The organism is Brevundimonas sp., from assembly GCF_041688735.1.
Classification (GTDB): Bacteria; Pseudomonadota; Alphaproteobacteria; order Caulobacterales; family Caulobacteraceae; genus Brevundimonas.
Genome location: NZ_JBDNHO010000027.1, coordinates 1 through 13,833 on the forward strand (window position 1 = coordinate 1; position 13,833 = coordinate 13,833).

The 13,833-nt window shown below is 64.4% G+C and carries 12 protein-coding genes; 8 read left to right on the forward strand and 4 right to left on the reverse strand.

All coding sequences use genetic code 11. The annotated features are described in order from the left end of the window. Positions 1 to 184: 184 nt before the first annotated feature. The 3 genes from ACESMO_RS03345 to ACESMO_RS03355 form a co-directional block, all read right to left on the reverse strand. A complete protein-coding gene (locus ACESMO_RS03345) occupies positions 185 to 394 on the reverse strand; it encodes a hypothetical protein (RefSeq protein ID WP_372706765.1) in 210 nt (69 codons plus the stop codon). 69 nt (positions 395 to 463) lie between these two features. Next, positions 464 to 817 carry a hypothetical protein gene (locus tag ACESMO_RS03350; protein ID WP_372706766.1) on the reverse strand — a complete coding sequence of 118 codons (354 nt, stop codon included), beginning with the start codon at positions 815 to 817 and terminating at the stop codon, positions 464 to 466. Between the two features lie 7 nt (positions 818 to 824). Then, entirely contained in the window at positions 825 to 2,480 is a 1,656-nt protein-coding gene (locus ACESMO_RS03355; RefSeq protein ID WP_372706767.1) for a sulfatase-like hydrolase/transferase, read from the reverse strand. Positions 2,481 to 2,609: 129 nt separating this feature from the next. Between ACESMO_RS03355 and ACESMO_RS03360 the strand changes: the two genes are divergently transcribed. The 4 genes from ACESMO_RS03360 (at position 2,610) to ACESMO_RS03375 (ending at position 6,603) form a co-directional block, all read left to right on the forward strand. Beyond that, positions 2,610 to 2,879, forward strand: coding sequence for a hypothetical protein (locus ACESMO_RS03360; RefSeq protein ID WP_372706768.1), 270 nt, complete (start codon positions 2,610 to 2,612; stop codon positions 2,877 to 2,879). A gap of 231 nt (positions 2,880 to 3,110) precedes the next feature. Further along, positions 3,111 to 3,569 (forward strand): MaoC family dehydratase, encoded by a 459-nt coding sequence (locus ACESMO_RS03365; protein ID WP_372706769.1) that lies wholly within the window; start codon positions 3,111 to 3,113, stop codon positions 3,567 to 3,569. 2 nt (positions 3,570 to 3,571) lie between these two features. Next, positions 3,572 to 5,176 carry a GMC family oxidoreductase gene (locus tag ACESMO_RS03370; protein ID WP_372706770.1) on the forward strand — a complete coding sequence of 535 codons (1,605 nt, stop codon included), beginning with the start codon at positions 3,572 to 3,574 and terminating at the stop codon, positions 5,174 to 5,176. Further along, positions 5,173 to 6,603, forward strand: a complete 1,431-nt coding sequence (locus ACESMO_RS03375) for an aldehyde dehydrogenase family protein (protein WP_372706771.1) — start codon at positions 5,173 to 5,175, stop codon at positions 6,601 to 6,603. The genes ACESMO_RS03370 and ACESMO_RS03375 overlap by 4 nt, the downstream gene beginning before the upstream one ends. Positions 6,604 to 6,640: 37 nt before the next feature. Here the strand turns inward: ACESMO_RS03375 and ACESMO_RS03380 are convergent, their stop codons facing one another. After that, positions 6,641 to 7,012 carry a hypothetical protein gene (locus ACESMO_RS03380; RefSeq protein WP_372706772.1) on the reverse strand — a complete coding sequence of 124 codons (372 nt, stop codon included), beginning with the start codon at positions 7,010 to 7,012 and terminating at the stop codon, positions 6,641 to 6,643. A 246-nt stretch (positions 7,013 to 7,258) separates the two neighbouring features. Between ACESMO_RS03380 and ACESMO_RS03385 the strand changes: the two genes are divergently transcribed. The 4 genes from ACESMO_RS03385 to ACESMO_RS03400 form a co-directional block, all read left to right on the forward strand. Further along, complete coding sequence (locus tag ACESMO_RS03385; RefSeq protein ID WP_372706773.1) at positions 7,259 to 9,712, forward strand: TonB-dependent receptor; 2,454 nt, start codon at positions 7,259 to 7,261, stop codon at positions 9,710 to 9,712. Positions 9,713 to 9,737: 25 nt separating this feature from the next. Beyond that, positions 9,738 to 11,087, forward strand: coding sequence for a DsbA family protein (locus ACESMO_RS03390; protein WP_372706774.1), 1,350 nt, complete (start codon positions 9,738 to 9,740; stop codon positions 11,085 to 11,087). Next, the gene (locus ACESMO_RS03395) at positions 11,084 to 12,169 is read left to right on the forward strand and encodes an MBL fold metallo-hydrolase (RefSeq protein ID WP_372706775.1); all 1,086 of its coding nucleotides are present in this window, start codon (positions 11,084 to 11,086) and stop codon (positions 12,167 to 12,169) included. Before ACESMO_RS03390 ends, ACESMO_RS03395 begins: the two co-directional genes overlap by 4 nt. Before the next feature lie 154 nt (positions 12,170 to 12,323). Beyond that, positions 12,324 to 13,833: ISL3 family transposase (locus ACESMO_RS03400; RefSeq protein WP_372706776.1), on the forward strand; the 1,510-nt coding region annotated here is incomplete at its 3' end.

A 13,833-nucleotide genomic window follows, 5' to 3' on the forward strand; every position in this document is an offset into this window, starting at 1 on the left:
GACTGATCCAAAGCGTTTTTCGAGCCCCAGCCATCGCATAATCGGCACCGCTCGGGACCCCACCGACGGTGGTCTTTCTTCAATGTGGCCAGTAGCTTAGCGGCATGCAGATGGGGTCCCGCTTTGGACGCCGATCCACACGCCGTGCACAAGCATTGAAACCGGATCACCCCGAAGACCTGGCTCAGAGGGTCAGCCAAGCCAGGTAGGTGAGCGCCGCGGCCAGGATAAGGACACCCCCCAAGGCTACCCTCGGCCCGGCAACCAGGCTGGAGACCGGCTGTGTCGGAAAGGCCATGGCATGGGTCAGGGCTACCATCTTGTATTCGTGGGCCCGGAGGAATGCCGCGTTGGTCGAGAGCACCATCAGGTCGCGGCGGCTGCGGTAGCGCATCAGGCCGAAAAGGCTCCAGCCCGGGTCCGCGGGGATATTGAGCGGGTCGACATAGGTCGAAACCTTCCGTTACGTCAGCAGCGGGATCCCGCCGCCGGCAATCAGCGTCGGGGCGAAGACCGAGAAATAGTGTTTCATCAAATCCGTTCCACTGCGGATCTTGCCCGAGACCGGATCGGCCGCCGGCTCGCGCCTGATATGGATCAAGTTGAACATGAAGAACTCGCGCCCGTCATCCTGTTCCAGGAAACGCCGGATCAGGGTCCTGTCATTGAGGCCCTGGGGCCAGAGGGCCGCGGCCCGGGCCACGAAATCCTCGACCTCATGCGGCCGGAGCGGTCCCCGCCAGTTGTCGTACCAGAGCCGAAAAATGAGGTAGAGGCCCGCGGCCAGCGCCCAGATCATCCAGGGGTGAATGTTCACGAAGCCCTCAATTCGACCAGGTCACATAGGTATCGCCGGGGCGGATCGGTTCCTCACCGGTCCGGTCAACCCCCACCGGTACCTCGACGAGGGCCGGCCACTTCGGGGCCATCTGGGTGGCGTCATGGGCCTGCAACTCTGCCCTCAGCCTCGCGACAACCTCGGGCCGGCTGGCTGCGAGGTTGGTCTTTTCGGTCGGGTCTTTGGCCAGGTCGTAAAGCCAGACACGCGCCGGACGGTCGAGCACCTGCAGTTTCCAGTCACCGGAACGGACCACGCGATAGCCGCCCGAACGCCAGAAGAGGGCTTCATGCGGCCGTCCGGCCCTGCCGTCGGCCAGGAAGGGTGTCAGGTCGACGCCGTCCATCCGCCGGTCCGTCGGCAGGGGTGCGCCGGCCGCCGCAGCCGCCGTCGCGAAGATGTCGAAATGGGAGACCGGCGCTGACATCCGCGTACCGGCGGGAATCCGCGCGGGCCAGTTCATGTAGTAGGGCACCCGGATTCCACCCTCGAAGAAGGTCAGTTTCCAGCCCCGGAAAGGCTTGTTGATGTTCGGCAGGCCGATGTAGTTGGCCCCGCCGTTGTCGCTGCTGAAGACCACGAGAGTGTTGTCGTCGAGCCCCTGGGCCTTCAGTTCGTTCATGATCCGGCCGACGCCGCGGTCCAGGGCGATGATCATCGCCGCATAGACGCGCTCACGGTGGTTGGTGATGTGCGAGAGGGCGTCGTAGTCCGACTTGAGGGCCTGCAAGGGTGTGTGCGGTGCATTATAGGCCAGGTACATGAAGAACGGCCGGTTACGGTTGGCGCGGATTCCGGCCAGCGCCTGATCCGTCAAATAGTCGGTCATGTAGCGGTCGGGATGGAACCGCTGCCCGCCGTTGTACTGGACACTGTAAGGCAGGTTGGCCCACAGGAAGCGATCGAGTGGATCGAACGACTGACGCGAGTTGACCACGTTCGGGTCGCGTTCCGGCAGGAACATCTGTGCGCCGACCATAAAGCCCAGGCTCTCGTCAAAGCCCTGATCCTCCGGTCGCATGCCGGCAGTTTCGCCCAGGTGCCACTTGCCCAGGTGCATGGTGTGGTAGCCGCGGGACTGCATCAGCTCCGCGATTGTTATCTCGCCGGCCGGGACGCCCATCTGCTCATAGGGGGGGACCTGGTCCACCCGGTCACTGCGGAAGACGGGTCGCATTTCATTATCTTTGCGCCACAGGGTCGGCAGCAGCCGCGCCATCTGGACCGGAACCGAGGTGAACTCAAAGCCGAACCGGGTTGGGTAGCGGCCGGTCATCAGGGCCGCGCGGGAGGGGGAGCAGGTGGCGTTGCCGGCATAGCCCTCGGCCAGAATCGCGCCGCCCCGGGCGAGGGCATCGATGTGAGGCGTGGGGACGGTGCCGTCACCCAGACCGCCATTCAGGCTGATGTCATTGAAGCCCAGATCATCGGCCAGGATGACGATCACATTCGGCGGCCGATCGGCGGAGGCCATCGCCGGCGTTGCCGGTCCGGCTTCCCAGACAACCAGACGATTCGGTCCAACCGGGCCGCCGCGCCAGCCGGCCATGTGAAGGATCACATAGTCCTTGAGCGCGAGGCCACCGATGCCGAGCAAAAACAGGCCCGCCACGGCTCCACCAATCCAAATGGCCCGCTTCATGGTCAGTCCCCCGTCGGGCCCCTCGTAACGGACCCTTCTATATATTGTCATATACCATGCCAATATATAGAAGGGCCTGTAAAGTCCCGGAACCTTCAGGAACCTGCCAAAATGAGTGAGCGACACGTGATGGCGACCCTTTTTCTGTTAGCAGGCCTGATCCTGCCTCCAGGCGCGGCCATGGCGGGAACCCCGGCCGAGGACTTCGTCGCCAGTGATGCCGACCGCTCCGCCGCGCTCAGTCCCGCCGAGTTTCGTCGCTTCATCAGTCTCGGGGCTGCGGCCGGGCGCCCCCGGGCGGTGATGGTCCGTGACCGCAATGTCTATGACCGGGCCTTCCAACAACTGGACAGCGACCGCAACGGGCAATTGTCACGCGCCGAACTGCAGCTCCGCTAGCGACCGCAGCCGACCCGATGATCCCGGTCGCGCGGTGCCCTCGAGCGGGAAATGAAGCCAGCCGTCCGTTCCCGTGTCCGGTCGGGCTGGCAACGGTCGCGGGTACCAATGAGGCGATCCACCGCATCCCCCGTCTGGCTTTCAGGGCGGCTTAGCATTCAACCCCAAACACGGTCTGCGCCTTGAGTGCCACTCAGATGGCGGGCGTGCCGTCGAGCGAGACCCAGGCCCATGCCACACATCATCTCTGCCGACAGTCTCGCAGGCCGCGTGGGGGACGATCTCGGTTTTTCGGACTGGGTTCTGGTCGATCAGGAGCGGATCGACCGGTTCGCGGCGGCGACCGGCGATTACCAGTTCATCCATGTCGATCCGGTGGCGGCGGCACAGACTCCGTTTGGCGGCACCATCGCCCACGGCATGCTGACCCTGTCCATGGCCATCGCCATGCTGCCCCCCGGCTATCTGCTCGTCCAGGGCCTAGTGATGGCGGTGAACTATGGGTTCGAAAAGGTCCGGCTGATCGCCCCCGTTCCCTCGGGCTCGGAGATCCGGGCCCGGCACAGGTTCCTGGGTGCCACCCAGCGGGGATCCGGCTGGCTGCTGCGCAATGAGCTTACGGTCGAGATCCGGGGCATGAACAAGCCGGCCCTGACGGCTGAGTCCCTGATCCTGCAACTGACGGCCTAGCGATGCGCGGGGCGATCTACGACTTCATCATCGTCGGTGCCGGCTCTGCCGGCTGTGTGCTGGCCGAGCGACTTTCGCGTGATGCGGACCATACCGTGCTGGTGCTGGAGGCGGGCGGGCCGGATGACAGTGCCCTGATCCGCACGCCGATGCTGATGGGCCTCGCCATTCAGTCCCGGGCCTACAACTGGCACTATGAGACCGAAGCCCAGGCCGGGCTGAACGACCGGCGGCTTTACTGGCCCAGGGGCAGGACCCTGGGCGGTTCGAGTGCAATCAATGCGATGCACTACATCCGGGGTGCGCCCGGAAACTACGACGAATGGCGCGACGTCTTCGGATGCGAGGGCTGGGGCTGGGACAGGGCCCTGCCGGCGTTCCGCGAGGTCGAGGGCCAGACGCGCGGAGCAGACCGATATCACGGTGCCGATGGACCGTTGACGGTGCAGGACATAGCCCCGCTGAACCGGCTGACAGAGGCCTTTTTCGAGGCCGGGGGGCTGCTCCAGTATCCGCGCAACCCCGATTTCAACGGGGCCGCGCAGCTGGGATTCGGTCCCTATCAGGTCACACAGCGTGGCCTGCACCGCTGGAGTGCGGCCGATGCCTTCCTGAAACCGGCCCTGTCGCGACCGAACCTCACCGTTAGAACCGGCGCGCTCGCCCGCCGGATCCTGATCGAAGGTGGCGTCGCCCGGGGCGTGGAGGTGGGGATCGCCGGCCAGAACGAGCAGTTCACCGCCCGGCGAGAGGTGATCCTCTGTGGCGGTGCCGTGAACTCGCCGCAACTGCTGCAGCTGTCGGGCATTGGCGATGCCGCGGATCTTCGCGCCGCAGGCGTTACGCCCGAGATCGACCTGCCCGGCGTCGGTCGCAACCTGCAGGACCATATCGACATTACCGGCCAGATCTCGACCCGTAGCGCGGCCTCGATCGGCCTGTCCTTGCGGGGATTGCCGCCCCTGGTCGGCGGTGTCGCTGCCTGGCTGGGCGGGCGGCCGGGCCCCCTGTCGACCAATCCGATCCAGGGCGGCGCCTTTGTCCGTTCATCCCGGGCCGGCGACCTTCCGGACATCCAGCTGGTTTTCACGCCGGGTCTGGCCGCGCCGCACGGACGCGAACTGCCGCTCGGGCACGGGGCGACGCTCCATGCCTGCGTGCTCTATCCGGAGAGCCGCGGCCGGATCCGTATCGTCAGCGATGATCCGTCCGTGCCACCGGCGATCGACCCGGCCTATCTGACTGCTCCGCATGACCTTGAGGTCCTGACCGATGGTCTGGAGATCGTCCGGACTGTGCTGGGTTCGGCAGCGTTTGATTTTGACCGCCGCGCCGAGTTGCTGCCGGGTCCGGACACGACCAGCCGTTCCGCGCTGATGGATGACGTCCGCGCACGGGCCGAGACCCTTTATCATCCGGTCGGCACCTGCATGATGGGGCAGGGCGAGCTTTCTGTGGTCGACCCGCAGCTGAGGGTGCGGGGCGTTGAGGGGCTCCGGGTCGTCGACGCGTCCGTCATGCCCCGACTGGTCGGCGGCAACACCAATGCCCCGACCATCATGATCGCCACCCTTGCCGCCGCTATGATCTTGGAGACAGCCCAATGACCGGGACCCTGACAGCCCCACCTGCTTCAGGCAGGATCCGAGCCCTTATCGAGGCTCAGCAGGCCGCTTTCGCACAGGCCCCCCGACGCTCGCTGGCCGACCGGCGGCGCGACCTGGGTATCGTGGCAGCCCTTGTAGTCGACAACGAAGACGCCATTGCCGAGGCGATCGATGCCGATTTCGGCGGGCGATCACGGAACGAGACGCGGCTGCTCGAGATTGTCGTCACCGCCAAGGCGGCGCGACATGCCCAGAAGAACCTGTCGCGCTGGATGAAGGTTCGCGCGGTGCCGACGCCCTCAATGGCCGCACCCGGGCGATCCCTTATCCGGCATGAGCCCAAGGGCGTCGTCGGGATTGTTGCTCCCTGGAATTATCCGGTCCAGTTGAGCCTCGTTCCGTTGATTGCCGCTCTGGCGGCCGGCTGCCGGGCCCTGATCAAGCCGTCCGAACTGACCCCCCGGACCAGCGAACTGATGGCCCGCCTACTGTCCGAGAGGTTCCCCGCCGACCAGGTTGCGGTCGTGACCGGTGGGGCGGATGTCGCCGAGGTCTTTTGTAACGAGCGGATCGACCATCTGTTCTATACCGGCTCAACGCGAATCGGCCGTTCCGTGGGCGAGGCGGCCGCCAGGAACCTGACGCCGGTCACGCTTGAACTCGGCGGCAAGTCTCCCGTAGTCGTCGATGCCTCAATTCCGCTGGACCGCGTGGCCCATCCCCTGGCCTGGGGCCGGTTTCTGAATGCTGGCCAGACCTGCGTCGCGCCGGACTATGTCCTGGTCCAGGGCAATCGGGCCGAGGCCCTGGGTCAGGCCGTGATCCGTCAGGCCGGGATCTTCTATCCCGACTTCGCTTCCAACCCCGACTACACGGCCATCGTCTCGGACCGGCACCATGCGCGATTGACGGCGATGATCGACGAGGCGCGACACAGGGGGGTGCAGATCCTGCAACCACCTCACGACGCCGCGTCCCTTGCCGGAAGCCGGCGGATAGCGCCCACCGTCATGATTGACCCGCCCGCTGATCTGGCCGTCATGCGTGAGGAGATTTTCGGACCGGTGCTGCCGATACTGAGCAGCGCCTCGATTGCAGCGGCCTGCGCCCGGGTGAACGCTGGCGAACGGCCGTTGGCGCTCTATGTGTTCAGCGATGACCGTGCCGTCGTCCGTCAGGTGCTGGACAGCACCATCTCGGGCGGGGTCTCGGTGAACACGACCATGGTCCATCTCTCCAATGAACACCTGCCATTCGGCGGCGTCGGCGAGAGTGGGTCGGGAGCCTATCACGGACAGCGTGGCTTCGAGGAGTTCAGCCATGCCCGCAGCGTGTTCGAGGCGGGCCGGTGGCACTCGAGCCGGCTGATCGCGCCGCCGTATGGTGCCGTTTTCCGCTTCGCTGCGGCCATCGCCCTCAAATCCTGAGCCCGGAGCGCTTTCGCCGGACAGAGGCGGAATTGCGCTAGGGAAGGGTCCGGTAGCCGAGGAAGACAGTCGCCAGCATCACCAATTCGACAGCGATCAGCGGCATGGCCTTTGTGCCACTACCGTCCAGGACTGCACTGAACAGTCGTCCCAGGATGATGACCGCGAGCATGATCATCGGAATGATCAGGACGTCCGACCGGTTGCGCACCGCAGCATAGATCGCTGAAAGGCCGAACATCAGGAAGAGTGCGAAGAAATCGCCGCGCAGAGTCGACAGTCCGACCGGGCCTGTCGGTTCCAGCCCCAGTCGTAGGGCGATCCGTGCGGGTGTGAGCAGGAATCCTGCGGCCAGCGGCAGGGTCAGGGCCCCGAGGCCAAACAGTGCAAACCGGACGATCGTATTCAAGACGTGGCCCTCTTGGCATAGTCGGTGACAGAACTGCGTCCGGGAAGGTCAGGATCCCCCCGACCGCCGACCGCCCGGAACGCTTAGCCAAGACGGTATTCTGCAGCAAAGCTTAATCGTCTCAAGCCCACTTTATTTTGGCACTTATGGTGCTAACGTAACCGACAGGTCCGGCGTGTAAAAAGCGAGACAGGACGTGGGGAGGCTCCAGCTTTTAATAGCGCGGCAGCCAAGGGGAGGTTTGTTATGAAGACTACCAGGAAACTCGGCATATCGCTGTTGTCGCTCACAGCGGCCATGGCCGCTTCCAATGTTGCCATGGCGCAGGACCCGCAAGGCGGTGCCTCGGAGCCCACAAGGCTGGACGAGATCATCGTCACGGCGACCAAGCGGGCCGAAAGCCTGTTCGACGTGCCGGTCGCCGTGACGGCCTATTCAAGCGAGCAGCTTCAGGCCGCCCAGGTCCGCGATGTGCGCGATCTGCAGATTGTGGCTCCGACCCTTGCGGTCAACTCCAGCACCGGTTCGACGCAGACGATCTTCACTATCCGCGGTATCGGAACCCCGGGCCAGAACACGGGGCTTGAGCAGTCCGTCGGTGTGTTCATAGACGGCGTATATCGGGGCCGTCCGGGGGCGGCCCTCGGTGACCTCGCCGATGTCAGCCAGATCGAGGTACTGCGGGGACCGCAGGGGACGTTGTTTGGCCGGAATACGTCGGGCGGCGTTATTTCCGTGCAGACAAGACAGCCCGAGTTCATCCCTGGCGGCCAGATCACGGCGTCTGCGGGCGACTATGGCTATCGCCAGTTCATGGCCACCGTCACCGGACCGCTATTGGGCGAGTCCGTGGCGGGACGCCTGACCGCGACCTCGCAGGAGCGTGACGGCTACGTCGACGATTTCCGCCTGGGGGGCACCTACAATGACCGGTCGCGCTGGTCGGTTAAGGGGCAACTGCTCTGGGATATCTCGCCCGAGGCGACCCTGCGTCTGATCGCCGACCGTTCCGAGACGGAGGAGGCCTGCTGTGCCGCCATACCCGTCTTCTATGGCCCGACCTCTGCGGCGATCACTGCGCTCGGGGGCGTGCTGCGTACAGGGACGGCCGGGTCCTATGGCGGAGTCACCGGCCGCTTTGTCGACAACAGCATCTATGATGTGGCGCTAAATCCGGCCACCCAGCCCCTGGACGATTCCTCGGTCGATCAGGGAGTTTCGGCCCAGCTGGACTGGAACCTGGGCGCGACGGACCTGACCGTCATCGCCTCGCGCCGGACCTTTGAGACCCTGCCCTCGATCGATGCCGACTTCACCAACCTCGATCTGCTTCAGCAGACCACCGGTCAGGACATCACGGAGGGGTCCCTCGAGATCCGTCTGGCTTCGGCCGATCCTGACGCCCGTCTCGAATGGCTGATTGGCGGTTTCCTGTTCAATCAGGACATCGTCGCCGATCAGGAACTCCGTTACGGCACCCAGTTCCGCAGTTACATTGAGGCGATCACGCCGCGCGTGCCTGTCGCGCCCGGGGTGACCGTGCCGATCCTGACCCGTCTGGAGCAGGCGACCGGACGTCCCGTGGGCACGTTCCTGGCCGCCGGCCTCGCCGTCAACGACGACTATGACTACGAAAGCCGCAGCGCGGCCCTTTTCGGCCAGGCGACCTTCAATGTGAATAATCGGCTCGCGATCACGGGTGGGCTTCGCTACTCGCGTGAAGAGAAGAATGCAGACTATCGGATCCAGTCATTCGATCCGCTCTCCCAGATCCAGTTCGTTGGCCCCTTGGCCCCCTTTGCGGCGCTCCGGAGCCTGCAGCTCTACCCGGCGGTCAATCCGTTCTCTGCGAAGATCAATGATGACGATGTCTCCGGCACGGTCAGTGCCGCCTACGAGCTCTCCGATGAGATCAACCTGTTCGCCCGCTATGCCCGGGGCTACAAGTCTGGCGGTTTCAATCTCAACCGCACGGCCGCGCAGACAACACCGGGCAACCCGGTGGCGGACCCCAACAGGGTGATTTTCGACCCTGAGATTGTTGATTCATTTGAACTGGGGACCAAGGTCCGCTTCTGGGACGGTCGGGGCCAGCTCAATGCCAACCTGTTCTTCCAGGCGCTGGACGATTACCAGACCAATGCCTTTGACGGCAGCAACTTCCGGATTACCAACGCCGGCGGAATGGAAAGCAAGGGACTGGAGTGGGACTACCGCATCCGGCTGACGGACAATATCACCATCGATGGCGGCGGCACCCTTCAGGACGTCCAGTTCACCGAGTTTGCCAATGCCACACCGACCGCCGGCCAGGCCCTCGCCGGTCAGAGGGTTCAGGACCTGAGTGGCAAGACGCCCAATTTCGTCTCCGACATCCTGATCTCTGGCGGCATCACCTATGAGACGCCGCTGACCGGTTCCCTCGGTCTGCGGGCTAAACTCAACTATCTGTTCCGGTCGGAATACGCCACCGCCCAGGACCTTGACCCGCTCTCCTTCCAGGACGGCTATGTCATGCTCAATGCCAGCATCGGCATTGGCACGCTTGACAAGGCCTGGGGTGCGGAGATCTGGGTGCGCAATCTGACGGATGAACGGGTCGCCAACATCGTTTTCGACACGGTCTTCCAGGCGGGCAGCCAGAGCGCCTTCATGGAGGCTCCGCGCACGATGGGCATCACCCTTCGTCGCAATTTCTGACCGGGGACGACGCCAGGGCGCGACCATGGGGATCAAGGCACTGATCGGGCCCATGGTCAGCCAGGCTATCACCTCGAACCGGAGACGCGATGCACAGCGTCGCCGGTTCGAGGCGGTCCGTGTTCGGGCCGGAAAACCGCATGAAGTCCTGTATTTCCATCAGGTGGATGACCCCTATTCTGCCCTGATGGCTGGCCGACTTGCCGGCTTGGTCGAGCAATACGGGGTCGTACTTACTCCGCATCTGGTGCCGCCGCCGCCCGACTGGGCGGCACCGGAACGGCAGAAGCTGACGGTGTATGCCCGGCGGGACGCGGCGCTGCTCGCCCCCGCCTATGGTCTGGACTATTGTGACCGGACGCCACCGACGGTGCCGGAGCTGGAACGCGCCCGCTCCATTCTGCAGTCCGCCATTGATGCCGGGCGTTTTACGGTCGCGGCACCGGTCGTCGCCCGAGCCATGTGCGCGGGTGAGTCCCTCGACGCTGCGGAGGCGGACTTCGGTTCAGCGACCCCGGCGACCGTCGCCACGGCGCTTGAGGCTGGCGACCGCCTGCGGGAACGGCTCGGTCACTATCTCGGCGCGACCCTGTATCATGCCGGTGAATGGTATTGGGGCGTTGATCGTCTCGGCGACCTCGAGGTGCGGCTCAGGGCCCTTGGATGCGGCACCGGCGGTTCGGCGGCTTGCCTCCTGGCACCGCGCCCGCAGCCAAGGTTTCTCGAAACCGTCAGAGCCGCCGATGCGAGTACACCGGCCCTGGAGATTTTTCTCTCGTTCCGAAGTCCCTACACCTATCTGGCGATGGAACGGGTCCAGGCCCTTGTCAGCCACTACGGGGTGGAACTGCGTCTTCGTTTTGTCCTGCCCATGGTCATGCGCGGCCTTCCGGTCCCGGCGGCCAAGCGGAACTATATCCTGCGTGACTGCAAACGGGAGGCCGAGCGTCTCGGGATACCTTTTGGCTCCGTCTGCGATCCGGTGGGGCGGCCGGTGGAACGCGGTCTGGCCATCCTGAACGGTGCCATACCAACGGGAGCTGGCCCGGCTTTCGCATGCTCATTCCTGCGCGGTGTGTTTGCCGAGGCGATCGATGCCGGGTCCGACCGGGGCCTGCGTCATTTGGTCGAACGGGCCGGACTCGACTGGCAACAGGCCCTTGTCTGGATGGCGGATGAGAGCTGGCGCGACGTCGCAGAGGACAATCGCCACACCATGTTCGCTGATCATCTCTGGGGCGTGCCGTCGTTCCGGTTTGGAGACCTGGCCACCTGGGGCCAGGACCGGCTCTGGCTGGTCGAGCAGGCCATTATTGAAACCCTTGGCGGGCCAAAAGCGACCGCTTCAGACCTCAGGACCGAGACAGAAACATGAACCTTCGCCGCGTTGCACTCACCGGTCTCATCCTCGTTGCTCTGGCGGCCGGGGTGCTGACCGTGTGCCAGCGACCCATCGGGGCAGGCCTTCTGGGGCGCATTGCGAACACTCAGGTCGGTCGCGACAGTGTCGCTGACATGGCTGACGGTCTCAATGTCGCGCTCTGCGGAACCGGGTCCCCCTTTCCGGACCCGACCCGGGCGGGTCCATGCAGCGCCGTGATCGTCGGTGGCAAGGTCTTCTTGATTGACAGCGGGGAGGGGGCTGCCCGCAGCCTGGCGAGAATGGGTATTCCGGCCTCGCGGATCGAAGCGATCTTCCTGACCCATTTCCATTCCGATCACATCGATGGCCTGCCGCCGGTCCTGCTGCAGAGCTGGGTCAGCGGTACCCGTACGCGGCCAATGCCCCTGTACGGACCGGAGGGAGTCGATAGTGTGGCCGCCGGGTTCAATGCCGCCTATGGGCTCGACTCGGGCTATCGGGTCGCGCACCACGGCGCTGCCATTGCGCCGCCCTCCGGACAGGGAGCCGCCCCCGTCGCCTTCAGTATCCAGGGTGCAGCGGCCGCTGGCGGGCTCGTGGTCTACAATGCTGATGGCCTGGTTGTGACGGCGTTCACCGTCGATCATGATCCGGTCCATGCTGCCGTCGGCTATCGCTTCGACTATGCGGGGCGCACCGTGGTCTTCAGTGGCGACACGGCGGTCTCGGCCCATCTGAACGCCATGGCGGCCGGTGCCGACATCCTCGTTCACGCTGCGTTGCAGCCGGCCCTTCTTTCGACCATCGAAAAGCGACTGGATGACAAGGGGCTGGCGAACCTGGCCCAGGTCATGCGTGACATCGTCGACTATCACGCTACCCCCGAACAGGCAGCCGATGCGGCGAAGGCCGCGGGCGTGGACACGCTAGTGCTGAACCACCTCGTGCCACCCCAGCCCCTGGACTATGGTTACGCGGCTTTCCTCGGCGATGCGCGCAAGCGTTTTGACGGCCCGATCATCGTCGGTGAGGACGGCATGCTGTTCAGCCTGCCGCGCGGTGACGACAGCATGCAGCGCAAACGCCTGTTCTAGCATTACAGTTGCACTGACGATCAGCCTCTGAATCTATAGGCGACCATGATTCGGAGGTAATGGGATGTCAATCGGCGTCCAAAAGGGGCTCTGACTCAGTTTTGATGAAGTTGGCAGGCTGACTGGCGTGGGGGTCCACGTCCGGATCAGCATCATGGCCAAAGCCCTTTCTCCGTCCAACCTCATCCCAGCAGGGTTCGTCACGACCGAAGCCTGGCCTGACGGTGATCGCACCACCATCCATATCAAGAGCACGGGCTCGACCAGTCGATGTCCAGGGTGCGGTGCCACGAGCCGGCGGGTTCATAGCCGCTACAATCGCCAGGTGTTCGATCTGCCGATAGCGGGTAAGTCCGTGGTACTGCAGGCCAGCGTGAGACGATTTCGCTGTGAGTTCGTGACTTGTAGCCGGCGCATTTTCGCCGAACGGTTTGATGCATCCGTTCTGATGCCATGGGCGCGGCGGACAGCGCGGCTGGACGGCCTGGTTCACCATCTCGGTCTGGCGTTGGGCGGTCGCCCCGGGGCCAGTTTCGCCAAACGCCTGCTGCTGCCCGTTAGTAACGACACTCTGCTCCGTGTCGTGCGCCGGCGAGGCTCTCCCCAGGTCCCTCGGCCTACGGTCATCGGTATTGATGACTGGGCTTGGCGACGCAATCATCGCTACGGAACGATCATCTGTGATCTGGAGCGCAGGCGTCCCATCTGCCTGCTCCCCGACCGCGAAGCCGCCACGGCTCAAGCGTGGCTGAGCCAACAGCCCCAGATCGCCATCGTCGCGCGCGATCGGGGCGGTGCCTATGCCCTGGCAGCCTCCAGGGCGCTTCCCCATGCCGTCCAGGTCGCCGACCGCTGGCATCTGATGGAGAATGCAAGCCACGCCTTCCTCGATGCGGTTCGTAAATCGATGCGCCAGATCCGAAGCGCCGTTGGCGCGATGACCATCAATCCAACCCTGCTGAGTGCCGCTGAACGCCTTCAGTATGAAGGCTATCTCAGGCGCGAAGAAGCCAATGCCGCAGTCTTGGCCCTGACCAAAGAAGGCCTCCCGATCAAAGAGATCGTCCGACGAACCGGCAACAGTCGCAACCTGGTGCGCCAGATCGTTCGTGGCCAACGCAACGACATTTTCCGGGTGCGAGAAAGCTCGTTGGAGGGATATCTGCCATGGCTCGATGCCGAATGGTCGGCGGGACGGTGCAACGGCGCCGAGCTTTGGCGACGCCTCAGATCGCAGGGCTTCGGTGGTTCGCTTCGGGTTGTCACGGAGTGGGCGACCCGGCGTCGGCGCGCCGAACAGATCAACGCTGAGACGCTCAGCCGCATTCCATCTGCCCGAACCATAAGCCGTCTGATGACGGTCTCCCGAGACACGCTCACAAAGGCCGAGACCGTTACCGTTGCCGCTGTCGAGGCCGGAGTACCGGCGCTGATCGAAGCTCGAGAGGTCGTCTCGGCCTTCCATCTGATGATCCGCCGAAAGACCGACAGCGACCTGTGTGGATGGATCGAGCGTGGCCGCGCCAGCCTTATGGCGTCCTTCGCCAACGGGGTTGATCGGGACATCAATGCCGTCCGCGCAGCAATCACCTCCGGCTGGTCCAACGGCCAGACCGAGGGCCAGATCTCCAAGCTCAAGCTCGTCAAACGCCAGATGTACGGCC

What these genes read in the sequence shown, in the direction of transcription:
- ACESMO_RS03365 (WP_372706769.1), top strand. Translation starts at nt 3,111, where the DNA reads ATGCCACACATCATCTCTGCCGACAGTCTCGCAGGCCGCGTGGGGGAC.
- ACESMO_RS03395 (WP_372706775.1), top strand. Translation starts at nt 11,084, where the DNA reads ATGAACCTTCGCCGCGTTGCACTCACCGGTCTCATCCTCGTTGCTCTG.
- ACESMO_RS03375 (WP_372706771.1), top strand. Translation starts at nt 5,173, where the DNA reads ATGACCGGGACCCTGACAGCCCCACCTGCTTCAGGCAGGATCCGAGCC.
- ACESMO_RS03355 (WP_372706767.1), bottom strand. Translation starts at nt 2,480, where the DNA reads ATGAAGCGGGCCATTTGGATTGGTGGAGCCGTGGCGGGCCTGTTTTTG.
- ACESMO_RS03360 (WP_372706768.1), top strand. Translation starts at nt 2,610, where the DNA reads ATGGCGACCCTTTTTCTGTTAGCAGGCCTGATCCTGCCTCCAGGCGCG.
- ACESMO_RS03390 (WP_372706774.1), top strand. Translation starts at nt 9,738, where the DNA reads ATGGGGATCAAGGCACTGATCGGGCCCATGGTCAGCCAGGCTATCACC.
- ACESMO_RS03370 (WP_372706770.1), top strand. Translation starts at nt 3,572, where the DNA reads ATGCGCGGGGCGATCTACGACTTCATCATCGTCGGTGCCGGCTCTGCC.
- ACESMO_RS03345 (WP_372706765.1), bottom strand. Translation starts at nt 394, where the DNA reads ATGCGCTACCGCAGCCGCCGCGACCTGATGGTGCTCTCGACCAACGCG.
- ACESMO_RS03385 (WP_372706773.1), top strand. Translation starts at nt 7,259, where the DNA reads ATGAAGACTACCAGGAAACTCGGCATATCGCTGTTGTCGCTCACAGCG.